Annotated in this window: 25 protein-coding genes; 12 read left to right on the top strand and 13 right to left on the bottom strand. The window is 66.2% G+C overall.

Annotated features, from left to right (window positions below):
• Positions 1–15: 15 nt before the first annotated feature.
• The 3 genes from C5B85_RS14355 to C5B85_RS14345 all read right to left on the bottom strand — a co-directional run bounded on the left by C5B85_RS14355 (position 16) and on the right by C5B85_RS14345 (position 3,961).
• Positions 16–1,056 (bottom strand): NAD(P)-dependent alcohol dehydrogenase, encoded by a 1,041-nt coding sequence (locus tag C5B85_RS14355; RefSeq protein WP_104286695.1) that lies wholly within the window; start codon positions 1,054–1,056, stop codon positions 16–18.
• A gap of 101 nt (positions 1,057–1,157) precedes the next feature.
• The gene (locus C5B85_RS14350) at positions 1,158–2,855 is read right to left on the bottom strand and encodes a threonine/serine exporter ThrE family protein (protein ID WP_104286694.1); all 1,698 of its coding nucleotides are present in this window, start codon (positions 2,853–2,855) and stop codon (positions 1,158–1,160) included.
• A 32-nt stretch (positions 2,856–2,887) separates the two neighbouring features.
• Positions 2,888–3,961: an aminotransferase class V-fold PLP-dependent enzyme gene (locus tag C5B85_RS14345; protein WP_104286693.1), complete on the bottom strand. Its 1,074-nt coding sequence runs from the start codon at positions 3,959–3,961 to the stop codon at positions 2,888–2,890.
• A 55-nt stretch (positions 3,962–4,016) separates the two neighbouring features.
• On the opposite strand from C5B85_RS14345, the gene C5B85_RS14340 reads away from it, so the two are divergent.
• The 3 genes from C5B85_RS14340 to C5B85_RS14330 are packed head-to-tail and all read left to right on the top strand — an operon-like array spanning position 4,017 to position 6,042.
• Positions 4,017–4,610, top strand: a complete 594-nt coding sequence (locus tag C5B85_RS14340) for a hypothetical protein (protein WP_104286692.1) — start codon at positions 4,017–4,019, stop codon at positions 4,608–4,610.
• 55 nt (positions 4,611–4,665) lie between these two features.
• The gene (locus C5B85_RS14335) at positions 4,666–5,565 is read left to right on the top strand and encodes a hypothetical protein (RefSeq protein ID WP_104286691.1); all 900 of its coding nucleotides are present in this window, start codon (positions 4,666–4,668) and stop codon (positions 5,563–5,565) included.
• A gap of 12 nt (positions 5,566–5,577) precedes the next feature.
• Positions 5,578–6,042, top strand: coding sequence for a DIP1984 family protein (locus C5B85_RS14330; protein WP_104286690.1), 465 nt, complete (start codon positions 5,578–5,580; stop codon positions 6,040–6,042).
• 273 nt (positions 6,043–6,315) lie between these two features.
• On the opposite strand, the gene C5B85_RS14325 is transcribed toward C5B85_RS14330, so the two are convergent.
• Entirely contained in the window at positions 6,316–6,765 is a 450-nt protein-coding gene (locus tag C5B85_RS14325) for a hypothetical protein (RefSeq protein WP_104286689.1), read from the bottom strand.
• Positions 6,766–6,894: 129 nt separating this feature from the next.
• The gene (locus C5B85_RS14320; protein ID WP_104286688.1) at positions 6,895–7,170 is read right to left on the bottom strand and encodes a hypothetical protein; all 276 of its coding nucleotides are present in this window, start codon (positions 7,168–7,170) and stop codon (positions 6,895–6,897) included.
• Positions 7,171–7,196: 26 nt separating this feature from the next.
• On the opposite strand from C5B85_RS14320, the gene C5B85_RS14315 reads away from it, so the two are divergent.
• Both C5B85_RS14315 and C5B85_RS14310 read left to right on the top strand, forming a co-directional pair.
• The gene (locus tag C5B85_RS14315) at positions 7,197–7,730 is read left to right on the top strand and encodes a CGNR zinc finger domain-containing protein (RefSeq protein WP_104286687.1); all 534 of its coding nucleotides are present in this window, start codon (positions 7,197–7,199) and stop codon (positions 7,728–7,730) included.
• 57 nt (positions 7,731–7,787) lie between these two features.
• Positions 7,788–8,258 carry a hypothetical protein gene (locus tag C5B85_RS14310; protein ID WP_146077970.1) on the top strand — a complete coding sequence of 157 codons (471 nt, stop codon included), beginning with the start codon at positions 7,788–7,790 and terminating at the stop codon, positions 8,256–8,258.
• 71 nt (positions 8,259–8,329) lie between these two features.
• Here C5B85_RS14310 and C5B85_RS14305 read toward each other — a convergent pair whose 3' ends face one another.
• Positions 8,330–9,631 carry an O-acetylhomoserine aminocarboxypropyltransferase/cysteine synthase family protein gene (locus C5B85_RS14305; protein WP_258070815.1) on the bottom strand — a complete coding sequence of 434 codons (1,302 nt, stop codon included), beginning with the start codon at positions 9,629–9,631 and terminating at the stop codon, positions 8,330–8,332.
• 99 nt (positions 9,632–9,730) lie between these two features.
• Here C5B85_RS14305 and C5B85_RS14300 point away from each other — a divergent pair, with 99 nt between their 5' ends.
• Positions 9,731–10,936: a MalY/PatB family protein gene (locus C5B85_RS14300; RefSeq protein WP_104286685.1), complete on the top strand. Its 1,206-nt coding sequence runs from the start codon at positions 9,731–9,733 to the stop codon at positions 10,934–10,936.
• A gap of 63 nt (positions 10,937–10,999) precedes the next feature.
• Here the strand turns inward: C5B85_RS14300 and C5B85_RS14295 are convergent, their stop codons facing one another.
• The gene (locus C5B85_RS14295; RefSeq protein ID WP_104286684.1) at positions 11,000–11,335 is read right to left on the bottom strand and encodes a chorismate mutase; all 336 of its coding nucleotides are present in this window, start codon (positions 11,333–11,335) and stop codon (positions 11,000–11,002) included.
• Positions 11,336–11,422: 87 nt separating this feature from the next.
• Here C5B85_RS14295 and C5B85_RS14290 point away from each other — a divergent pair, with 87 nt between their 5' ends.
• The 5 genes from C5B85_RS14290 to C5B85_RS14270 all read left to right on the top strand — a co-directional run bounded on the left by C5B85_RS14290 (position 11,423) and on the right by C5B85_RS14270 (position 15,328).
• The gene (locus tag C5B85_RS14290) at positions 11,423–12,484 is read left to right on the top strand and encodes a cation diffusion facilitator family transporter (protein WP_104286683.1); all 1,062 of its coding nucleotides are present in this window, start codon (positions 11,423–11,425) and stop codon (positions 12,482–12,484) included.
• Positions 12,481–13,140 carry a GntR family transcriptional regulator gene (locus tag C5B85_RS14285; RefSeq protein ID WP_104286682.1) on the top strand — a complete coding sequence of 220 codons (660 nt, stop codon included), beginning with the start codon at positions 12,481–12,483 and terminating at the stop codon, positions 13,138–13,140. The genes C5B85_RS14290 and C5B85_RS14285 overlap by 4 nt, the downstream gene beginning before the upstream one ends.
• 152 nt (positions 13,141–13,292) lie before the next feature.
• Positions 13,293–14,345 (top strand): DUF2599 domain-containing protein, encoded by a 1,053-nt coding sequence (locus C5B85_RS14280; RefSeq protein ID WP_104286681.1) that lies wholly within the window; start codon positions 13,293–13,295, stop codon positions 14,343–14,345.
• Positions 14,346–14,382: 37 nt separating this feature from the next.
• Positions 14,383–14,784, top strand: a complete 402-nt coding sequence (locus tag C5B85_RS14275) for a hypothetical protein (protein ID WP_146077969.1) — start codon at positions 14,383–14,385, stop codon at positions 14,782–14,784.
• Positions 14,785–14,950: 166 nt separating this feature from the next.
• Entirely contained in the window at positions 14,951–15,328 is a 378-nt protein-coding gene (locus C5B85_RS14270) for a hypothetical protein (protein ID WP_104286679.1), read from the top strand.
• A gap of 103 nt (positions 15,329–15,431) precedes the next feature.
• Here the strand turns inward: C5B85_RS14270 and deoC are convergent, their stop codons facing one another.
• The 4 genes from deoC to C5B85_RS14250 all read right to left on the bottom strand — a co-directional run bounded on the left by deoC (position 15,432) and on the right by C5B85_RS14250 (position 18,519).
• On the bottom strand, positions 15,432–16,133 hold the full coding sequence (gene deoC / locus C5B85_RS14265) for a deoxyribose-phosphate aldolase (RefSeq protein WP_104286678.1): 702 nt from the start codon (positions 16,131–16,133) through the stop codon (positions 15,432–15,434).
• Complete coding sequence (locus C5B85_RS14260) at positions 16,133–16,558, bottom strand: organic hydroperoxide resistance protein (protein ID WP_104286677.1); 426 nt, start codon at positions 16,556–16,558, stop codon at positions 16,133–16,135. The genes deoC and C5B85_RS14260 overlap by 1 nt, the downstream gene beginning before the upstream one ends.
• 57 nt (positions 16,559–16,615) lie before the next feature.
• Complete coding sequence (locus C5B85_RS14255) at positions 16,616–17,251, bottom strand: GNAT family N-acetyltransferase (protein WP_104286676.1); 636 nt, start codon at positions 17,249–17,251, stop codon at positions 16,616–16,618.
• Between the two features lie 650 nt (positions 17,252–17,901).
• Positions 17,902–18,519: a YitT family protein gene (locus C5B85_RS14250; protein ID WP_104286675.1), complete on the bottom strand. Its 618-nt coding sequence runs from the start codon at positions 18,517–18,519 to the stop codon at positions 17,902–17,904.
• A gap of 90 nt (positions 18,520–18,609) precedes the next feature.
• On the opposite strand from C5B85_RS14250, the gene C5B85_RS14245 reads away from it, so the two are divergent.
• On the top strand, positions 18,610–19,089 hold the full coding sequence (locus C5B85_RS14245; protein WP_104286674.1) for an Lrp/AsnC family transcriptional regulator: 480 nt from the start codon (positions 18,610–18,612) through the stop codon (positions 19,087–19,089).
• Between the two features lie 36 nt (positions 19,090–19,125).
• On the opposite strand, the gene C5B85_RS14240 is transcribed toward C5B85_RS14245, so the two are convergent.
• Both C5B85_RS14240 and C5B85_RS14235 read right to left on the bottom strand, forming a co-directional pair.
• Positions 19,126–20,136, bottom strand: a complete 1,011-nt coding sequence (locus C5B85_RS14240; protein WP_104286673.1) for a sugar phosphate isomerase/epimerase — start codon at positions 20,134–20,136, stop codon at positions 19,126–19,128.
• A 3-nt stretch (positions 20,137–20,139) separates the two neighbouring features.
• Entirely contained in the window at positions 20,140–21,372 is a 1,233-nt protein-coding gene (locus C5B85_RS14235; RefSeq protein ID WP_104286672.1) for a Gfo/Idh/MocA family protein, read from the bottom strand.
• Between the last annotated feature and the right edge of the window lie 26 nt (positions 21,373–21,398).

The raw sequence follows: 21,398 nt of genomic DNA, 5'->3' as shown, positions 1-21,398 counted from the left end.
GGGCTGTCTCTCGCGCTAGAACGTCGCGGCGTCGATCACGAAGCGGTAGCGCACGTCCGACTTGAGGACACGCTCGTAGGCGTCGTTGATCTGGGCGGCGTCGATGAGCTCTACCTCGGGCGCGATGCCGTGCTCGGCGCAGAAGTCGAGCATCTCCTGCGTCTCGCTGATGCTGCCGATCGTCGACCCGGCGAAGGAGCGACGGTTGTTGAACAGCGTGAACGCGCGCACGGGGATGGGCTCGGCGGGTGCTCCGACGTAGACCATGGTGCCGTCGAGCGTCAGCAGGTTCAGATACTGGTCGATCTCGAGGTTCGCGCTGACCGTGTTGATGATGAGGTCAAACGTGTTCCGCAGCTCGGTGAAGGTGGCCTTGTCGCTTGTCGCGTAGTAGTGCTTCGCGCCGAAGCGCAGGCCGTCTTCCTGCTTGCTGAGGGTTTGCGACAGCACGGTGACCTCAGCGCCCATGGCGACAGCGATCTTCACGGCCATATGGCCGAGGCCGCCCATGCCGACGACGGCGACCTTCTTGCCAGGGCCCGCATTCCAATGGGCGAGCGGCGAGTAGGTCGTGACGCCCGCGCAGAGCAGCGGAGCCGCCTTCTCGTATGGAATGCTCTCGGGCACGCTGAGTACGAAGTCGGCGTCGACGACGACGTTCGTCGCGTAGCCGCCCTGCGTGATGCTGCCGTCTCGGTCTTTGCCGCCGTACGTCATGACGTTGCCGTTGGTGCAGTACTGCTCGGAGCCTGCCTTGCAGTTGTCGCACTCGCGGCACGAGTTGACCATGCAGCCGACACCGACGCGGTCGCCGACCTTGTGCTTCGTGACGTCGCCGCCGACCTCGGCGACGGTTCCGACGATCTCGTGTCCGGGAGCGAGCGGATACGGGACCCGCCCCCACTCGCCGCGCACCGTGTGAATGTCGGAGTGGCAGATGCCCGAGTATGCGATGTCGATGAGCACGTCGTTGGGGCCGACGGCGCGGCGCTCGATGGTGGTGGGCTCGAGCGGCTCGGTGGCTGAGGGGGCGGCGTACGCCTTTGCGGTCGTCATTCATGCTCCTTCGGGATGTTCGTGGAGGTCACTGCTCGCACGCGCTCCGGGTTCTCGGAGCGAGGCGGGACCGAGGAGACTCTATGCCTCCCCTCCGACATTCACTCTCCGCGGTCGTTCAGGTCGCCGCGCCTGAGGGCGACATTGGGATGCGCGGGCGCCGCCGGCTTATCGCCCGAGCCGCCCGAGCCGCCCGAATCGCCCGCGCCGCTCGCACCGCCCGCAGTGTCCACGACCTCATCCACTGAGACGATTCGGAGCATCCCCGTCTCGAGGCCAACCGCGACCTCGTCTGGGATGACAAACAGCGCGCGCGTCTCCGGACCGGCGGTCGCGGTGCCGCGGAACTGGCGCTTCGACATGACCATGGCCTCGGGCGTCGCGTTGCGACGGCGACGACGGCGCCTGAACTGGCGGGCGAGGAACCGGCCGAGGGTGACGCCGCCTGCGATTCCGATGCCGATCGAACCGGCCTGCACAAGCCGCAGGACCCCGTCGTCGGAGGACTCGCTCGAGGTGATGTCGAGCATCCCCTGATAGATGGCGAGGCCCGGCAGGAGCGGCACGGTGCCGCAGACCGCGGTGATGGTGGCGGGGATGTGCAGCCTTCGTGAGAGGGATTCGGCGAGCAGGCCGACGATGAGGGCGGGCACGGCGGTCGCGACGAGCGGCTCGGTCCCGGCGGTGACCAGCACGTCGTAGACGAGGTAGGCGATGCCGCCGAAGATCATCACGACGAATGCAGTGCGCATCGTCGCGTAGGAGGCGAGCGCCCACGCGCCCGCTGCGATGGCGGCGCCGAAGACCTGCACGGCCGACGGCCACGGCTGCACGGATCGCTCCACGAGGCGCAGGTCGATGCCGAGCCCGCGGGCCACGTCGAGCACGATCGCGATGCCCACGATGAGGCCGAGCGTGAGCAGAACCACCTCGAGGAGTCTGCCCATGGCGGTGATCGGGAAGCCGTTGATCGCGTCGTCGGCCGCACCAACGAAGGACATCCCGGCAAGCAGCACAACCAGTCCGGATGCGACGACAAGCGCGGGCGGGAGGGCAGCGAATTCGCCCGGCAGGACCGGACGCGCCGCGAGGAGCCCGACGGCGACTCCCGTGGCGATCGCGGCGCCGGCGATCTGGAGGAAGAAGGCTGGCAGGCCCCAGCGGCCGAGGGCTTGGAGGACGAGGTCGACGACAACCGTTGTCGCCGCCGAGAGGAGGCAGACGAGCGGGCCGCCGCCGAGCAGGAAGCCGACGCCGCCCGCCATGAGCGCGAGCCAGAGGGTGACCATCGAGCGGCGGAAGCGCTGCGGGGCGACGAGGATCTCGTCGAGGCGCTGGTGGAACGACTCGAGCTGCTCGAGCGCCGCCTCGAGCTTGGCCGGGTCGTCGATCGTCTCGACGACATCGATGTCGTTGGGGTCGGCGGCGATCTCGCGCGACAGCTCCATGACGCGGGTGAGGCGGTCGTAGTCGGGGAGCCTGCTGTTGACGACGCGCAGCAGACTGATGCCCGCACCGTCGTTGGCGCCGTCGTGCACGACGAGGATCGACGTGAACGTGAGGTCGATCTGGCAGTCGACGCCGAAAGCCTTCGTGGTGCGGCGGATCGCGTCGGTGACGTCGGTCGCGGATGCGCCGAGGGCAAGCATCGTCTCGCCGAGCCGCACGGCCAGTTCGAGCACTTCGCGGATGCTCCGCTCGGCCATGAGGGCACGTTGCGCGCGGCGCCCCACGGTCGTCGACGGGGCTTTCCCGCCGACCTTCCTGGCCAGGTTGTCGAAGAAGTTCTTACCGCGCACGGCCGGAGTCTAATTCCGCGGAAGGGTCCGCGTCAGCGTCCCGAGACGATGTGCATGAGGCCTCGCAGGGCCTCGCCGAGCGGCTCGACCTCCTCGGCGGTGTTGTGCGCGTGGAAGGAGAGCCGCAAGTTACCGGCGCGGTTCGCGGCCATCACGTCGAGCCTCGCGAGCGTGTCCTGGATCTCCAGAGCTGCGCCCTCGACGGGGGCGAGGGCGAGGATCGCGGAGCGCGCATCCGGGAGCCCGGCGGCGGCCGCGAATGCGGCGCTCACCTCGAGCGCGTGCGCCTCCAGCGCGGGGGGGCCGATACCGAGCAGGAACTCGAGCGAAGCCTCTGTGCCGACCCATGCGTGCCAGGCCGGCGAGACGTCGAAGCGGCGCGCATCCGCTGCAAGCCTGAGCGGCAGCCCGTAGATGCTTGTCCACGGATCCTCGCCGGCGTACCAGTTCGCTGCAAGCGGGCGGATGCTCTCGTGCAGTTCAGGGTGCAGCGTCAGGAACGCGGTCCCCCGCGGGCAGAGCAGCCATTTGTAGGCGGCGCACACGGTCGCGTCGAACCGACTCGCGTCGATGTCGTTCCACCCTGCGGACTGCGTCAGGTCGATGAGGGTGCGCGCGCCGTGCTCCTTCGCCGCAGCCTCGATGGCGTCGAGGTCGGCGACGGCCCCGTTGCTGGATTGCACTGCCGACACCACCACCCAGGCCGTGCCTGGGCCGATCTCATCGGCGATGCGATGCAGGGGCACCTCGCGCAGGCGCAGCCCCCGGTCTGCGTGCGCCGCGAACGGGAAGCTGACGCTCGTGAAGTCGTTCTCGGCGAACAGCACCTCGGCGCCGTCGGGCACGGATGCGGCGATCAGCCCGACGAGCGGCGAGACCTGATTGCCGATCGCGACCCACGATGCCGGCACGTGCACAAGCTCCGCGTACAGCTCGCGCGACCGGCGCACGGTGCCGTCGTAGTCGTTCGCCTGCCGACGCCCCGCGCTCCACCCCGCGATCTCGTGCGTCAGCGCATCCGTTGTCGGCCGAGGCGGCAAGCCCATCGAAGCGGTGTTCAGGTAGAGGGGCTCCGCCGAGAAGGCGGCTGCGTGGATCCAGGACATGAGGCCAGGCTAGCCACCGAGCTCGGGGCGCGCCCAGGGTGTCGGGCAGAGGAACGTGAGTCTGGCCAGCTCGACCGGCCTCGGCTACGTTGAACCCATGCAGCACGCGCACCACCGCCGCCGGAACCGTCGGAACCTGGCCGCCTCCGCTGGCGCTCTTGCCGCTGTCATCGCCATGCTGACGGGGTGCTCGCCGGACGGACCGGCCGAGCTTGCGCAGCCAACGCCCCTCGATGGGCTGGTCGTCACCGCAAGCTACGAGCTTGAGCCGGTCGAGTCGCGCAGCACCACCGAAGACGAGGCGGATGCCGCAACGACGGCCCACTTCGCAGACTCCGAGAGGTGGCCAGACCTCAACATTCCCCTGCTCAACGCTGCCTTCCTCGACGAAAACGAAGAGTCGGTCCAAGTCGTCCGCTTGGACGCCGGAGGCGGCCCCTGCTCGACCAGAGCAACACGCCTGGAAGCCCTCGGCGACGCAGGGATACGCATCACCTATGAGGGCAAGGAGCCGACTGGTGAGTTATGCGCAGCGTTGGGCGTTCTGGTAGTCGACGACTTCGACCTGCCCAAAGAGGCGACAGGGCGCCCCATAACGGTCGAGCTCGTCGGTGACGAGATCTCAGCGGCGCTCCTCACGGCGCACTGACGAGCCCGACTCACGGAGCCTTCCGCGGGACCGACCCAATCGGTAGCCTTCGAGGGTGACCGAGACGACAGCGCTGCGCCGATCGAAGATGCCCCTCGCCGCGACGCTCGCGGGATGCGCACCCGCGGACCCGCACGTCGGGAACCCAGCGGAGACTCCCGCGGCTGACGCCGGTGTCTACGTCGAGGAGTTCGAGCCCGCGGTCGCGCGGTCGGCGACGCGTGAGGAGGACCAGCTGCTCTGGCAGGAGGACAACCCCCGCTCCGAAGCCGCCGTGCTGAGCGAGGATGGGAAGACGTTCCGAGTCGTTCGGAACGACAACGGGGAAGATTCTTGCAGCGAAGCCCCGTCTCGGCTGATGGTGCTCGACCCCGAGACAATCCTCATCACGTACGCCTACCTCGGCGATCCCGAGCTGGCCTGCACGCTGACCGGGACGACACGAGTCGACGAGTTCCAGGTCCCGCCCGGGATCGACCCGTTGGGCGTCGAGGTTCGCATGACCAGCGAGTACGTGCAGACCGATGACCCGACGATCGAGCTCCCTGCAGGGGCGACGACGGAGGCGGTCGCGCCAGCAATCACCGTGCTCGACGGCGCAGTGGCGCCTGTCGCGACGGCGGAGCAGTCTGCTCTCATTCTCGGCACGGACATTACACAGCGCCGCCCTGTGCTCGTCTCGAACGACGACGGTACATTCACCGTCATCCGTCAGGACGGTGCCGAACCCTGCAGCCACGCACCGAGTGAGCTCATCACGTTGAGTGCATCCGAGATTTCGATCAACTACCGGTACCTCGCAGAGGGCGGTGAGGGTGGGGGTTGCGGCTTCGAGCCGATCGATCGTGCGGACGTGATCGAGGTGCCAGCCGGAGTCGCCGGGTCGGTCTCCGTTTCGATCACTCATGAGCTCTCGAGCCTCGGCCCTGTCTATATCGAGGCCACCACGACGTGAGATCGTGGACGCATGAAACTCGCCGAAGCGCTCTTGGAGCGCGCTGACCTGCAGAAGCGCGTCGAGTCGCTACAGGCTCGCATCGTCGCGAACGCCTCCTATCAGGAGGGTGAGCAGCCCACGGAAGACGCGGGCGAGCTCCTCGACGAGTGCGCGACGCGCCTTTTGCAGCTCGAGCGCCTCGTCACGTCGATCAATATCACCAACGCGACTTCTCCCACCGAGGACGGACGCACGATCACCGCCCTCCTCGCGGCGCGCGAAACGCTGCGAAGCCAGCACAGCATCCTGGTTCGGGCAGCGGATGCGGCGGCCGGGTCGTGGGGGCAGCGCCAGATGCGCAGCGAGCTGCGGCAGATGTCAGCACTGCCCGTGCGCGACGTGCGGGCCAAGGCGGACGGTGTTGCGCAGGCGCTGCGCGAACTCGACGTCATCATCCAGCGGACGAACTGGGAGGTCGAGCTCCTGGAGGCGTAAGCCTGGCCCCAGAGCAGAGAGCAGCGAGCAGCGAGCAGCGAGCACATCATCGCGGTGAGTCGGTAGGCGCACGGCGCGAGCACACACCGAGGGCTGGCGGTTTCCCAGTCCACCTGTCGACGCGGTGGGCAGCGTCACGGCTTCGGCCGTCACACCTCAGCCCAGCACCCCTCACCGGGAACCGCGCACGCAGGACACCTCATCACCACGTGCTGGCCGGACGCCGAGGGCGGGATCGGGGACCTCACCGCGTCTCGCGTGGGATCGAACGCGCTACACCTGTTCGCTCGGTTGCACCGACACGGCGAACCACCACCCGTAGCCGTCCTGGGCGAACGTGACGATCGAGCCGCGGTCGATGACCGGGGTATTGTGCGTCCCGCACATCGACACGTACTGCGTGTCGTACTCCACGCCCGGGCGCACCTTGCCGTCGACGATCGGCAGCAGGGCGATGGGTCCATCCGTGTTGAGTCCGGGCAGGTGGCGGTCGCCGATGCGGAACCGGTCTCGTTCGATGCCCGTGTTCGTCGCGAGCGCATCCACGTCGCTGTACGGACAGCCGAGCACAAACGCGGACGCATCATCGGGCAGCAGCTCGTCGATGTTAAGCGTCGCGGACAGCTCGTTGACGGCGAGGTGATCGACGAGGCGCACGGGGTCGGGCGGCGCGCACGCAGACAGCGAGGTAGCGGCGAGCACGCTGAGGGCAACGAAGGTCACGACTCGACGGGAATGCACAGGCTCGACAGTACGCGTTGGACCGGGCCGATCACGTCATCCGAAGTGGTGAACTTCGTCATCCGAGAGATGTACGCGGGAAACCGGAGCCCATGCGTCCGGCCCCTCACATCACAGGCCGCGCATATTCGGGGCCACGATCGCGTCGGAGATGGGCTGCGGGAAGAGGCCATCCGACGCGAGGATCTCGGCTCGGTACGCGCCACACGTGCCACACGTGCTGTAGATCACGATGCCGAGAGACGTCGAGTGGCGGGATGCGGTTGCCCATCCGTGCTCGACACAGGTCAATGATGGCGAAGCGAGCCCTTCGGCCTTGAGGCCACTGATGCGGGGCAGCTCGATCGGGCGGGTTGCGAAGTCGTCTGTGGGGGTGAGTTTCGTCATGCCTCCGAGCCTGGTGTAATAGCCTTATGCATCTCAACCCTTACGGCGAATACGCGGTTGTACTGGCAGCATCCCTCGCCAACGACTGGCCAGTGGACCGCCCGGCACTGCTTGCCAGAACTCGCGAGCACGGCATGACGATGCCCTTCCCACCGGAGGCCGAGGACCACCCGCGAACCCGATCGGTGATCGACCAGTGGCTCAGGGTTGTGGATGCCCCCACCGACGAAGAGCGCGCCGAAGTACTGAACACGCTCATGGCCTCGGCGACCGCATACCCGCGCCTCACAAACCACGACAACGAGGGGTGGCACCTCCACTACCGAGGCTGGGAGATGTCACTGCCAGAGATCCTGCTCGCCGTCATCACCGTCGGCACCGCCCTCCACCTCACCACCCGCGGCATGCACCGACTGAGCCGGTGCGCGGCGGGACTCGACGCCGGCGACGACTGCCGGAACGTCGTCGTCGACGTCACCCGGAATGGCCGGCAGCGCTACTGCTCCGTGCGCTGCGCGAACCGGGCCGCAGTTCGCCGGCATCGCGCGCGGGGTGCGTGATGAGCGCGTTCAGACCTCGAAACGTTGCACGAAGTGGAGGAGACTACGATGCAGCGCATGGCTCACAGTGACACACACTCGCAGTCCGGTCCCGAGAACCGCGCGACCCGCAGCGCAGCCGCGACCCTGGTCGCCCTCACGACAGCACTCACACTCGGCGCTTGCAGTGCCCCGATCACCACGGCCTGCCCCGCAGTCGGGTGGTTCGACAACCTTGAGGTGCAATTCGAGGGCGACACCAGCGAGGTTGCCGAGGTCCAGCTCTGCCCGGAACGCACGTGCCTTTCGACCCTATCCGAGCCGCTCAACGAAGAGATCCTCGTCCCCGGCGATCTCATCGCGAGCAACCCGACGGCGGGAAGCTGGACCTTCCGGATCGACATGTACCACCCCGAGGAGCTCACCGTGAGAACCCTGGATAGCGCCGGGGGCACAGTCACGGACACGGTCGTATCTCCAGACTGGAAGCGAGACGACGCTGACGTCTGCGGCGGCCCCTCCAGCGCGATCGTGACCGTGACCGCCTAACGGAGCCGGAAGAGGAACACCTCCGGGCTAGCATGCGCCCCTGGTGCGTAAGGGGCGCTGCGGGCGCCGACCTACGCTTTGGTCGCCTCGAGTCCGCGTTCGAGGTCGGCGAGGATGTCGTCGATCCCCTCAATACCGATCGACAGGCGGATGAGCCCTGGCGTCACGCCGGCCTCGTCGCGCTGCTCCTGCGAGGAGCGCTTGAAGATCGTCGACTGCATGTGCAGCGCCAGCGTGCGCACGTCTCCGATGTGCGTCATATGGCTGACCAGCTCGAGGGCCTCCACGAACTTGCGCGCCGCATCCGGCCCACCGGGCAGGTCGAACGAGACGACCGAACCGGCCCCGTTCGGCAGGTACTTCTGTGCGAGCTCGTAGTAGTCGTTCGACGGGAGACCCGAATAGTCGACGGAAGCAACCTCGGGCCGAGACTCGAGCCACTCCGCGACGCGCTGCGCGTTCTCGACGTGGCGCTCCATGCGCAGCGACAGCGTCTCGATGCCGTGCAGCAGCAGAAACGTGCTCGTCGGCGGCACCGTGGGGCCGTAGTCGAGCACGGTCACCGACTTCACGTAGCTCATGAACGTGTCCGCGCCGTAGCGTTCGATGAACGACGGCGCCCCCTCGAATGAGCCCTTCGTGAAGTGCGGGAAGCGCGCAGAGTTGGCCGCCCAGTCGAACTTGCCGGCGTCGATGATGACGCCGCCGATGACCGAGCCATGACCAGAAAGCCACTTCGAGGTCGAGTGGATGACGATGTCGGCGCCCCATTCGATGGGACGACACAAGTAGGGGGTCGCAACCGTGTTGTCGACGATGAGCGGCACGCCTGCCTTCGCCGCCACGCGCCCAAGGAGCTCGAGATCGACGACGTCGTTCTTCGGGTTCGGCACCGACTCCGTGTACACGGCACGGGTCTCTGGCCGAACGCGTGACAGCCACTCCTCTTCGGTCGCATCTGCGCCAAGGAATTCGAAGTTCAGGCCCTGCCGTGTGAGGCTGCCGTCGAAGAGCTGACGCGTGCCACCGTAGAGGCTGGCCGTCGAGAGGATGTGATCACCGGAGGCGGCCAACGAGAAGAGCGTCATGGCGATGGCCGCCTGCCCGCTCGACACGACAAGACCGTTGCGCCCACCCTCGAGGTTCGCGATGCGCTTCCCTGCCACGACGTTCGTCGGGTTGTCGCCCCGAGAGTAGGCGCGCCCGACGCTCTCGCCCGAGAACCTGGCCTCTGCCTCGTCGTACGACGGGAAGACGTACCCAGCGCTCTGGTAGATCGGCGTCACGCGCGCGCCGACGTCGCTGTCGACGACCGCGCCGGCGTGGATCTGCCTGGTCGCAAAGGTCTGTTCATTTCGTTCTTCAATGGCCACAGGGTCAACGTACGGAACTCGCGTCAGCTTGTGGAGCCGCGGCGAAACCTTTGGAAATACGCGGGGGGCCTTGAACGTTCACATGGCTACGCTTCCCCCATGCCCACGCCGACAAGCAAGACACCACCGTCAAGCAAGGTGGCGACCACCACGCGCTTCGATGCAATCAGCCGCGCGGAACTTGACCGCCCTGACAGCCGAAAGTGGAGCCTCAACGAGGGCACCATCGGCGCGTGGGTTGCGGAGATGGACTTCGGCACGGCCTCCAACGTGCGGGACGCGATCGTGAGCGCCGTCACAAAGGACGAACTCGGCTACCTCGCCCCGCCCACCTGGGCACGGACCACGGCCGCCGCATCCGCCTTCTTCGAGCGACGCTACGAGTGGGCCGTGGCCCCGGAGCGCATTCACCACGTCGCCGACGTCATGGGCGCCTTCGACGTGTTCGTGCGGCACTTCACCGCGCCCGGCTCCCCCATCATCGTGCCGACGCCCGCCTACATGCCGTTCCTCGTCACCGAAGCGCTGCAAGGACGCGAGACGATTGAGGTGCCAGGCGTCATCGAGAACGACCGGTGGACGCTCGACTTCGACGGCATCGAGCGGGCCTTCGCGAACGGCCCCGCCAACGTCGTCCTCGTCAACCCGCACAACCCGACGGGTGCCATCTACACGCGTGAGGAGCTGCTCCGCCTCGCCGACATCGTCGAACGCGGCGGCGGCCGCGTGTTCGCCGACGAGATCTGGGCGCCGCTCACTCTCGACGGGCCGCCGCACATCCCCTACGCCTCGATCTCCGAGGAGGCAGCGCGCCACTCCGTGACCTCGACGGCAGCGTCAAAAGCCTGGAACGTCGCCGGCCTCAAGTCAGCGCAGCTCATCTTCACGAACGACGACGACCTCGAGCACTACCGCACGTTCGGGTTCGGCGTCGTCTGGGGATCCTCGATCCTCGGCGCATTCGCTGCAGAGGCCGCGTACCGCGACAGCGATGACTGGCTCGATGAAGTCAACAGGGCGCTCGTCGCGAACCGCGACCTCCTCTTCTCGCTTGTCGCCGATCACCTGCCCGGAGTTCGCGCGATCGTGCCGGAATCAACCTACGTGGCCTGGCTCGACGTGTCAGAGCTCGGCATCGAAGGCCCTCCCGCAAAGTTCTTCCTCGACAACGCGGGCGTCACCCTGACCGCCGGCGCGTCCTGCGGCGCGGGCTTCGAGCAGTACGTGCGTATCGTCTTCGCAACACCCAAGCCGATACTCGAGGAGATCATCCAGCGCATGGCGGATGCACTCGCGCGGCGCTGACGAGCCGGGCCAGGATGCACTGGGTCCGGGCTGGACCGGGCCGGGCTGGGCTGGGCTGGCGAGCTAGACCTGCTCGGCGATGCGCTCGTGGTGGCGGATCACCTCGGCGATGATGAAATTGATGAACGTCTCGGCGAACTCAGGGTCGAGGTGCGCCTCCTCCGCGAGCTGACGCAGGCGGAGGATCTGGCGGCGCTCCCGGTCCGGGTCCGCGGGCGGCAGACCATACTCGGCCTTCAGCTCACCCACGAGGGTCGTGAACTTGAACCGCTCTGCGAGCATGTGCACGAGGGCTGCGTCGATGTTGTCGATGCTGCCGCGGATCGAGGTGAGTCGACGCAGCGCCGCGTCGTCAGCCTCGTGTTCTGCTTGGGCGGGGGCGTCGGGCGATGAAGGCATGGGAGGAGCCTAGCGGGGGTCGAGGCGGCTCGAAAAGTCACCAAACTGCAGATTGTCAACAATCTACGGTCGGGCTACCCTGAGGTCATGCCGATTCCCCACAAGCCAGACGACGCCGAGCCCACCAGCGGCCACTCGTCAGAGCACGACCACGAGGGTGGCGAGTCGTTCAGCCCTGAACACCCCTGCGTCGAACGCACATCGACCGACTCTGACGGGCACGGCCACAGCCACGGCCTGGGCGACCACGCCACGGCGACGGGCAAGCACCGCAAGAAGCTCATCATCGTGCTCGCGATCACGGCCAGCGTGTTCCTGGTGCAGGTCGTCGGCGCGATCGCCTCGAACTCGCTCTCCCTGCTCGCCGATGCCGGCCACATGCTGACCGATGCCGCCGGGGTCACCGTCGCACTCCTCGCCAGCTACGTCGCGACGCTGCCCGCATCCTCCAGACGCACCTTCGGCTTCCAGCGCGCCGAGGTGCTCGCGGCGCTCATCAACGGCCTCATCCTCGGCGTCATCGCGGTCACGATCTTCATCGAGGCAATTCGCCGCTTCGGGCAGGAAGTCGAGATCGAATCGGGCATCATGCTCCTCGCCGCCGTCATCGGCGCCGTCGCGAATCTGGTCTCCCTCCTAGTGCTCCGCTCGGGGCAGAAGGAGAGCCTCAACGTCCGCGGCGCGTACCTCGAGGTGCTTGGCGACCTGCTCGGATCTGTCGCCGTCATCATCGCCGCCATCGTCATATGGGTGACCGGGTGGATGGTCGCCGACCAGATCGCATCGATCCTCATCGCGGTCCTCATCTTGCCGAGAGCCGTAAGCCTTCTCCGCGAGGTCGTGGATGTGCTCATGGAGGCAACCCCGAAGAACGTCGACCTCGACGCCACCCGGGAGCACCTCCGGTCGGTGCCGGGGGTCGTGGATGTGCACGACGTGCACGCGTGGACCATCACCTCGGGAGTTCCCATGTTCTCCGCCCACGTCGTCGTCGCCCCTGAAGCGCTCGACGAGCGGGGCCTCGACGCCGTGCTGTGCGAACTCGATGCGTGCCTCAAAGAGCACTTCGAGACGAGCCACAGCACGTTCCAGGTTGAACCTGCCGCGCATGTCGGCCACGAAGCCCACTCCGGCCAGCTGCACTCATGAGCGCATCCCACCAGAGCACGACGGCGCTGCCCGGGATCCAGAGCCAGTCGACGTCGGCGATCATCGCCGAGCACCTGCGCGAACGCGTCGTGGATGGGACCTTCGCGCCGGGCTCGCAGCTGAACGAGGCGCGCATCGCCGGCGACTTCCAGGTCTCCCGCGGCCCTGTGCGGGAAGCCCTGCAGAGGCTCATCCAAGAGGGGCTGCTCGAGAGCAGACGCAATCGCGGGGTGTTCGTTCGCGAGCTCACCGACGAGGACGTCGCGGAGATCTTCGCGGCCCGCGAAGTGCTCGAATGCGCTGCCGCCGCCGTCATCGCGGCCAGGCCCGCCGCGGAGCGGGCCGCCATCGCATCTGCACTCTCCTCGGTCGTCAGCGAGCTCGACGCTGCCATCGCGGCGGGCAGCGAAGCTCGAGCGCTGCGCCTCGACCACGAGTTCCACACTCGCTTCGTGGCGAGCGCAGGCAATTCGCGGCTCACGCGGGCCTACGCGACGATCGCCACCGAGTCCCTCATCTGCTCGTCCCACGCCGTGGGTGCGCATGCACCCCTCAGCGACTTCAGTTCGCACCACGAAGCCCTCGTGCGGCTCACCGAGCAGGGCGACATCGAGGGCATCCACGCGACAGTGCACCGTCACCTCACTCGAGCCTGAGGCACGCGCGCTGGACACTGCGGTGCACCAGATCCCGTGTGACGAGCGGTCTTCACTTGCATATGCATGGACCGGACCAATCCTGACTCGACCCCTGTAAGGTCAAAGACGCTACTTATAAGTAGCGTCTTTGAATCATCCCAGGGGGGAATATGAAACGGAAAGCTGCGGCCGCCACACTGGCGGCACTCATGGGCATCACCATCATGAGCGCCGTGCCGGCGCATGCCGATGAGGCGGGGGAGACACCGAGCGAATCGGAGTCGCAAGAAGCCATCGAAGAGGTCACACCAGAGGTCTTCGACAACCTCCACGAGGACATCGTCGTCAGTGGCACCGACGCGACTGCGACAATCGACCCGGGCGATCAGACGGAACCGACGACGGTCGCTCTGGAGTCCAGCTCGAGTTCCATCGAGGTAGACCCGGCCGATGGCACGGCCGTCACGATGTCGCTTGTGCAGGCAACAGGTGCGGAGGCGCCGGCCGAGATCACGAACGACGGAACGCTCTTCGTGGACCACACGAGCGGCATCAGTTCAACTGCAGTGGTCAAGGAAGACGGCTCGGTACAGGTGGTCTCCACGATCGCCGAAGGGACAACGACCCAGGAGATCCCGTACGAATTCGAAGCGGCCGGGCTTTCCCACATTCAAGAGTCCGATGATGGGGCTCTCTTCCTTCGCGCCGCTGACGGTACCCTGCTCGGCGGGGTCGCACCGGCCTGGGCCAAGGACGCGAACGGCGTGGAAGTTCCCACCCACTACGAAGTGACCGGAACACAGGTAGTCCAAGTCGTGGAGCATACGGCAGGTGACTTCCAGTACCCGATCGTCGCCGACCCGTTCTGGGGCACCAACCTGTTCGACTACGTCAGATGGATCAACGGCGTGCACGTCATGAAGCCGTCCGGCTGGAACCGCGCCATTCGCCTCGGGGCGGTCAACACTCCACACAGCCCCAACATTGGCTTGTCGATCATCATGGCCGACGGATGGAACGAGTTCGCGAACAAGTCTCCCGCGCGTTACAACATCAATCATTCCACTCGGCAGCAGTACTACTGCCACGCCATGTACGGTGTCGATGTGCTGACGAACCCGACTTGGGACCTGGAGCCATACCGCCCAGCGCTTGCCAAGGAGAACTGGCACGAGGTGTTCCGCCACGGGTGCAACTGGTCGAAACCCAATGGCGACAAGTGAGACAGGCGAAGCCATGAAGCGCTGGGGCCTCGCCGTCGTGCTCGTCGCAACCGCCGCGTTGATGACAAGCTGCCTTACCGCACACGACGTCGAACTCAGGTTCGTGTGGGACACGGAAGCCGCGGAAGAGTTGACGAACCAAAAAGATGTCACAGGGACCGTCTGCGGCGCGATGTTCGACTGCGTGGAAGCGCTGCAAGCCGACCAGGGGCTTTTCCTGAAGTTCCCGTCTGAAGACGCCGCCGCCGCGGCGAAGCAGCCGAACGACGAACTCGTCCGAGGGATCTTCCTCATGCGGTGGTCGGAAGGCGTGCCCGTCGAAGACAAGGAATTTGTGACCTTCGTCCTCGAGAACGCTCTCCAGTCCGGAAAAGAGATCCCGGACGCACTGGGCACGCCGAATCCTCTCGGGAGTGATCTCGGTACAGCTCGTCCATAGCCTCGAACCCACCGCGTTCTTCGGCACAGAGGCACTAGCCTGTCTCCGGAACGCACGCCATCCAACAGGGTGCGTGCGTTCCGCGTGCACGTGCAATACCGGCGGAGGCCCTCACCCCGAGTTACTCGTGACTCTTAACTCGTAACTCGATCAGAGGAACCGTTTCATGGAACGCAAGAAATCGAAGGCAATCTCATTTGCGGTGTTGGCTGCTGTGCTCTCGACTCTCTTGGCGGGCTGTGACTACCTCCGAGATGATGTGACTCTCGCGGGTGTATGGGACACAGAGGCCCCAACGATCCTGACGTCACAGGAGGATGCGACAGCCCAGGCCTGCCAGGGCGAAAACGCGTGTGTAGAGGCGCTCAGCTCAGACCAGGCAGATGTCTTCAAGTTCTCTTCGAAAGAGGACGCGGACGCAACCCGCTTGGAGAGTGATGTTCAGATTCGCGATATCTTCATCATTCGCTGGAAGCAGGATATTCCTGCAGAAGACAAGGAGTACATCGAGTACATGCTCCGGAACTCTGGGAACTCCGAATAGGTGCCTGCCGCGCGGAAGATCCTGCCTGGACCCAGGACAGTCGCCACACAGAGACGCGCGTCACCCTTGCGGGTGACGCGCATCTCTCGTTGTCTGCCCGAACTTAGGAAGACAGTCCGTCGAGCACGGCCGCGGTGCCGGAGAGGCCGAGACGCGACGCCCCAGCCTCAACCATGGCAAGCGCATCCGCCGTCGAGCGGATGCCGCCAGACGCCTTGACGCCGAGCCGCTCGCCGACCGTCGCGCGCATGAGCGCCACGGCATGGGTGGATGCTCCCCCAGCCGCCGAGAACCCGGTCGACGTCTTCACATAGTCGGCCCCGGCAGCCTCAGAGGCCTCGCAAGCCGCGACGATCTCGTCGTCGGTGAGCGCGGCCGATTCGATGATGACCTTGAGCAGGGTGTGCGGCGCCGCCACCCGAACTGCTGCAACATCTGCCTGCACGAGATCGGCACGGCCAGCCTTCAGCATGCCGATGTCGATGACCATGTCGAGCTCATCGGCGCCATCGGCGACAGCCCTCGCAGCCTCTGCCGCCTTGATCGCCGAGTGGTGCTTCCCGGACGGGAACCCGATGACCGTCGCGATCTTCACCCCACCCGCCTCGCCCTGCACGGGCAACATGTTGGGGGAAACGCAGATCGAGAACGCTGTGAGGGCTTTCGCCTCCTCGAGGAGGGCGGAGACCTGGTCGGGCGTCGCGTCGGTCTTCAGCAGCGTGTGGTCGACGATGGCAGCAAGTTCTGCCCTCGTGATCTGCTCATCCTCGTGGTGCTGACCAGCCTGTTCGTTCAGCTCAGTCATCAGCTGACGACGTTGATCTGCACGTCGACGTTGCCGCGGGTCGCGTGCGAGTAAGGGCAGATGTCTTCGTGCGCGACGCGGGCGACCTCAGCAGTCTCGTCCGCGGAGAGGTTCGGCGCGTACACGTCGTGCACAACGGAGAGCTCGAAACCGGTGGGCTCGCGTTTGCCGATCCCCACTGAGGTGGAGACGGCCGCGTCCTTCGTGTCCTTGCCGAGCTGCTTGCCCGCCGCGTGGAACGCGCCGAGGAAGCAGGCCGAGTAGCCAGCCGCGAACAGCTGCTCAGGGTTGGTTCCCTCGCCACTGCCACCCATTTCCTTGGGGGGACGCGTGTCGAGGTCGATGCGGTCGTCTTCCGAACGCACGTGGCCGTCACGGCCACCACCGGAAGCATGGGCAATTGCGGTGTACACAGGAGTCGTCATAGCTCCATGGAACCACGTCTCCCGAAAGACACGCTCAGTCGGCGCGCGTCGCTCGCGTCAGTCCGAGAAATCACCGCCCGGGAGCAGCCCTGCGCCGCGCTCCACCCGCGCGAGCAGACCCCGCCGTATGGTCGGCCACTCCGACTCGATGATGGAGAAGCGAACGGTGTCGCGCCAGGTGCCATCAGCGCGAGGACGGTGCCGTCGCAGCACCCCCTCACGGGTAGCTCCGAGCTTGGCGATGGCAGCCTGAGATCGCTCATTGAGATTGTCCGCGCTGAACGCGACCCGCCCGAAGCCCACCGCGAAGAGGTGGTCGAGCAGCACCAGTTTCGTCGCAGGGTTCACGATGCTGCCCCAGACTGCTGGCACGTAGGCCGTCCAGCCGATCTCGGCGGACTCAGTTGCGAGGTCGACGCGTCCGATCGAGGTGGTGCCGACGGCTCGGCCATGCTGAGGGCCGCCCGCAACGCGAACGATGTAGGTGCATCCGGCTTGTGGCCCTGGCGTGTAGTTCGAGACCCAGCCGTCCCAGTCGGCACGGTCCGGGATACCAGAGGGGCCGCCACCCCACCCCGAAGCGAACACCTCCGGAACGCACAGCGCGTCACCGAGCTCCGCCCAGCCCTCAGGGCTGGCTGGCTCGAGGGTGACGTGCAGCCCGTTGAGTGACTTCTCCGGATCAAGGTTCATGTCTTCATGTAACACGATCCGTTCGTCACAGGAAGCCCCCGCGAGTGGCATATCACACACCATGATCCAGAATCGCCAACGGAAGCGCGGAAACGGCATTCTCGTGAGAGCATGCATGGATCGGTCCATTCGTCTAGGTCAGAACTCCCCTGGTCAGAAGCGGATTCTATGTACCCGACCAACCAGACGGCACGCGGACGATACCCATGGACTAAATGCGCCTATCCGGACCCCTCAGGAGTGCAAGCGCGCCGACTTCTCGTGTTAGTTTCCTTCTCGTGAGAGCGATACAAGCTCCATCCGGACGGCCCCACGCAAGTGAAGCTACTTTCGGAGGTAACGCCCCACATCCCCCAGATCTTGAGCTTCGGCCTGAGATCCACAACGGAACAGAGAGCAACCAAATACTCCCCGCGCCGGCGCGTAACGCCCGGTTTGAGGAACTGCAGGCCCCAATCGACACCGGGGCGGGCGTCATCGGGGGACGACGCCCAACTGCACTACTCGCCAAGGCGACCGCGGCAGGGGACGATGGGCACCAACTTCGGGGGAGGTTGGTGCCCATCACTACTTTCACGAGACGCCCGCGCGCATGCGAGTCCACATCGTGAAAGTTCAAGGGCGGCGAACCCATCGGGTTGGCCGCCCTTTCACATCGCGCGATACCTTCCCGGGCGATGGTTGAGCATGATGATGAGGCTCATGACGCCGGCTCCCACCGCCGAGATGAGCACCGACAGCGGGGCGATAACGTTCAGCGATGCGAGCACGACGAGTAGGTCCAGGGCGAGGAGCACCCAACCCGCCCTGATCCCGAATCGCTCCTGAACCACGAGCGCAACCACGGTGAACCCGCCGAGACTCGAGTTGTGGCGGAAGAGGATCAGCAGCCCGACCCCGCAGAGCACATTGCCTAGCAGCACTGCGTACACGGGATGGAGCTCGAGATGTCCGACCCCGATGGCGGAGGCGTGCAGGGATGTCAGGAGTGACACGAGGCCGATCGAGGCGAGGCTCCTCCCGACAAACGGCCACCCCTTTCCTCTCGCGGCGAGGGCGAAGAACGGAAGGTTCACGACGACGAAGATGACGCCGAACGGCATGGGCAGCACATAACCGAGCAGAAGCGAAAGCCCAGCGGTTCCCCCTGTGACGAGTCCGCCGGCTTTGAGCAGGAACAGCCCGAAGGAGATGACGAGGGCGCCGACGGCGAGGCCCGCGATGTCATCGATGACGCGGTGCCGTGGGGGCTCGACAAGTTCAGGCATGCGCAGAGCTTCGTCGTCGCGGGTATTCTGCGCAAGACGAGGTGCAGTGCGTGAGCAAACTGCACACAAACCCACGCAGGAGGAGCACAAATGCCCAAGCAGAGTGGCTTCGACGCTTTGGATGCGCGCATCATCCGCGCGCTCGACCGGCACTCGGGAGCATCCGTCTTGGCGCTTTCTCGCGAACTCGGGGTGGCGCGCAACACCGTGCACGCTCGGCTCATGAGGCTCGAGCGCGAGGGGATGCTCGCCCCAGAGAGCAGGCGGCTCGACGCCGCCGCCCTCGGCTTCCCGTTGACTGCCTTTGTTGCCCTCTCGCTGAGCCAGAACGCCGCGGATGAGGCCTACGCGAGGCTCGCGGAGCTGGCTCAAGTCGTCGAGGTGCACTCCACGACCGGTGACGCTGACCTGCTTGTGCGCGTCGTCGCGAAGGACACCAGCGACCTGCACCGGGTGACGCGGGCGATGCTTGATCTCCCCGGCGTCACCCGGACCAGCACAACAGTCTCGCTTTCCGAGGTTGTGCCGTATCGACTCACCCGTATCCTCGACGCCATCGCCGAAGGCTGACGAGCCAGGCTCTGATCGCTAGTCCTGCTTCGTGCGCTAGTCCTGCTTGGTCGAGAACGCCGAGTCGAACGCTGCCTCCGACGGGCGGTACGTGGAGAGCTTGCGCACGAAACCGAGCGCTTCCGGAGCGCCGACGAGGCGGTCCATGCCCGCGTCTTCCCACTCCACCGACAACGGACCCTCGTAGCCGATCGCGTTCAGCATGCGGAAGCAGTCCTCCCACGGCACGTCCCCGTGCCCGGTCGAGATGAAGTCCCACCCCCGCCGCGGGTCAGCCCACGGCAGATGCGACGACAACCGCCCATTGCGGCCATTGCTGAGGCGCTTCTTCGTGTCCTTGCAGTGCACGTGATAGATGCGGTCCTGGAAGTCCCACAAGAACCCCACCGGGTCGATGTCCTGCCACACCATGTGCGACGGATCCCAGTTCAACCCAAACGACTCCCGATGCCCGATCGCCTCCAACGCGCGCTTCGTGGTCCAGTAGTCGTACGCGATCTCCGACGGATGCACCTCGTGCGCGAACCTGACCCCGACCTCCTCGAACACGTCCAGGATCGGGTTCCACCGGTCCGCGAAGTCCTGGTAGCCGGCATCCACCATCGCCTCGGTGGCGGGAGGGAACATCGCCACGTACTTCCAAATCGAGGAGCCCGTGAAGCCCGTGACGGTCTTCACGCCGAGCGCCGCCGCCAACCGGGCCGTGTTCTTCAGCTCTTCCGCGGCCCGCTGCCGCACGCCCTCGGGCTCGCCGTCGCCCCAGACCCGGTCGGAGACGATGTCGCGGTGCCGCTGATCGATCGGGTCGTCGCACACGACCTGCCCCTTGAGGTGGTTCGAGATCGTCCACACCTTCAACCCGTTGCGCTCGAGGACCTCCAGCTTCGAGGCCACGTACTCGGCGTCATCCCACCGCCACGGATCCAAATGGTCACCCCAGCAGGCGACCTCCAGACCGTCGTACCCCCACTCCCCCGCCAGCCGCGCAACCTCCTCGAACGGCAGATCGGCCCACTGACCGGTAAACAACGTGACAGGACGAGACATGCGTTAGCTCCTCTGGAGTTCTGGTTCGGCTGAAGCTGGGGCGGCGGCGGCCGGCACGGGGATCGCGACCCACGAGCTGCCGTTGGCCGAGCTCTCCTCGACGGCGGCAAGCACACGTTGGACGGCGAGGCCGTCCGCGAAGGAGGGCGCCGGTGCTCGGTGGGCCGCGATGTCCTCGACCAGCTCGACCGCCTGGTGCGTGAAAGCGTGCTCGTAGCCGAGGCCGTGGCCAGCAGGCCACCAGGCTTTGATGAAGGGGTGATGGTCTGGTTCCGTGACAAGGATGCGCGTGTAGCCGGCGGTCGCCTGGTCGCCGGTCGCGTCGAAGTACTCGAGCACGTTCATGTCCTCGAAGTCGAAGGCGAGCGAGCCCTTCGTGCCGTTGATCTCCAGGCGGATCGCGTTCTTTCGCCCATACGCGAAGCGCGTCGCCTCGAACACGGCGATGGCCCCGCCCTGCAGGCGGCCGAAAAAGACGGCAGCGTCGTCGACCGTGACCGGTCCGCGCTCGCTGCCACCGGTGCCGGAAAGCCCCGCGAAGTCGTCGGCGATCGGCCGCTCCTTCACGAACGTCTCCACGAGCCCGGAGACTCCACTGAGCTGCTGTCCAGTGATGAAGTGAGTGAGGTCAACGATGTGCGCGCCGATGTCACCGAGCGCCCCGGAACCTGCCTTTTCCTTGTCGAGGCGCCACGACAGCGGCGCGTTCTCGTCGGCGAGCCAGTCCTGCAGGTACTGGGCGCGAACCTGGCGGATGTCGCCGATACGCCCGTCCGCGACGAGCTGCTGGGCGAGGCGAATGGCGGGTACTCGGCGGTAGGTGAACCCGACCATGGCACGCACGCCACGCACCTCGGCCGCGATCGCCGCCGCGTTCATCCGCTCGGCCTCCTCAACCGTATTGGCGAGCGGCTTCTCGCACAGCACGTGCTTCCCCGCCTCGAGGGCTGCGATCGCGATCTCCGCGTGCGTGTCGCCGGGTGAGCAGATATCGATGAGCTGCACGTCGTCGCGAGTCAGCAGCTCACGCCAATCAGTGGTGCTCGACGCCCAGCCGAGCTTGTGGGCCGCCTGGGCAGCCCTCTCGGCACTGCGGCCCGCGACGACTTGCATGCGAGGCGCAAGCGGCAGGTCGAAGAACCTCGGCGCGTTCCGCCACGCCTGCGAGTGCGCGGCACCCATGAAGGCGTAGCCGACCATGCCGATACCCAGCTCCGGCTGTGCGTCTTGACTCATTGTTCACTCTTCCGTTCAGGAGGCCA

Source organism: Pseudoclavibacter sp. AY1F1 (assembly GCF_002931075.1).
Classification (GTDB): Bacteria; Actinomycetota; Actinomycetes; order Actinomycetales; family Microbacteriaceae; genus Pseudoclavibacter.
The sequence above is the reverse complement of the archived record's forward strand: the minus strand, read 5'-3'. Positions and strand labels throughout refer to the sequence as shown.

Excerpts from the sequence above, each read along its gene's own strand:
- deoC (WP_104286678.1), bottom strand. The coding sequence starts at position 16,133 with ATGACTGAGCTGAACGAACAGGCTGGTCAGCACCACGAGGATGAGCAG.
- C5B85_RS14345 (WP_104286693.1), bottom strand. The coding sequence starts at position 3,961 with ATGTCCTGGATCCACGCAGCCGCCTTCTCGGCGGAGCCCCTCTACCTG.
- C5B85_RS14280 (WP_104286681.1), top strand. The coding sequence starts at position 13,293 with ATGAAACGGAAAGCTGCGGCCGCCACACTGGCGGCACTCATGGGCATC.
- C5B85_RS14240 (WP_104286673.1), bottom strand. The coding sequence starts at position 20,136 with ATGTCTCGTCCTGTCACGTTGTTTACCGGTCAGTGGGCCGATCTGCCG.
- C5B85_RS14300 (WP_104286685.1), top strand. The coding sequence starts at position 9,731 with ATGCCCACGCCGACAAGCAAGACACCACCGTCAAGCAAGGTGGCGACC.
- C5B85_RS14320 (WP_104286688.1), bottom strand. The coding sequence starts at position 7,170 with ATGACGAAACTCACCCCCACAGACGACTTCGCAACCCGCCCGATCGAG.
- C5B85_RS14315 (WP_104286687.1), top strand. The coding sequence starts at position 7,197 with ATGCATCTCAACCCTTACGGCGAATACGCGGTTGTACTGGCAGCATCC.
- C5B85_RS14250 (WP_104286675.1), bottom strand. The coding sequence starts at position 18,519 with ATGCCTGAACTTGTCGAGCCCCCACGGCACCGCGTCATCGATGACATC.
- C5B85_RS14245 (WP_104286674.1), top strand. The coding sequence starts at position 18,610 with ATGCCCAAGCAGAGTGGCTTCGACGCTTTGGATGCGCGCATCATCCGC.
- C5B85_RS14290 (WP_104286683.1), top strand. The coding sequence starts at position 11,423 with ATGCCGATTCCCCACAAGCCAGACGACGCCGAGCCCACCAGCGGCCAC.
- C5B85_RS14270 (WP_104286679.1), top strand. The coding sequence starts at position 14,951 with ATGGAACGCAAGAAATCGAAGGCAATCTCATTTGCGGTGTTGGCTGCT.
- C5B85_RS14255 (WP_104286676.1), bottom strand. The coding sequence starts at position 17,251 with ATGAACCTTGATCCGGAGAAGTCACTCAACGGGCTGCACGTCACCCTC.
- C5B85_RS14310 (WP_146077970.1), top strand. The coding sequence starts at position 7,788 with ATGGCTCACAGTGACACACACTCGCAGTCCGGTCCCGAGAACCGCGCG.
- C5B85_RS14330 (WP_104286690.1), top strand. The coding sequence starts at position 5,578 with ATGAAACTCGCCGAAGCGCTCTTGGAGCGCGCTGACCTGCAGAAGCGC.
- C5B85_RS14295 (WP_104286684.1), bottom strand. The coding sequence starts at position 11,335 with ATGCCTTCATCGCCCGACGCCCCCGCCCAAGCAGAACACGAGGCTGAC.
- C5B85_RS14355 (WP_104286695.1), bottom strand. The coding sequence starts at position 1,056 with ATGACGACCGCAAAGGCGTACGCCGCCCCCTCAGCCACCGAGCCGCTC.
- C5B85_RS14235 (WP_104286672.1), bottom strand. The coding sequence starts at position 21,372 with ATGAGTCAAGACGCACAGCCGGAGCTGGGTATCGGCATGGTCGGCTAC.
- C5B85_RS14260 (WP_104286677.1), bottom strand. The coding sequence starts at position 16,558 with ATGACGACTCCTGTGTACACCGCAATTGCCCATGCTTCCGGTGGTGGC.
- C5B85_RS14285 (WP_104286682.1), top strand. The coding sequence starts at position 12,481 with ATGAGCGCATCCCACCAGAGCACGACGGCGCTGCCCGGGATCCAGAGC.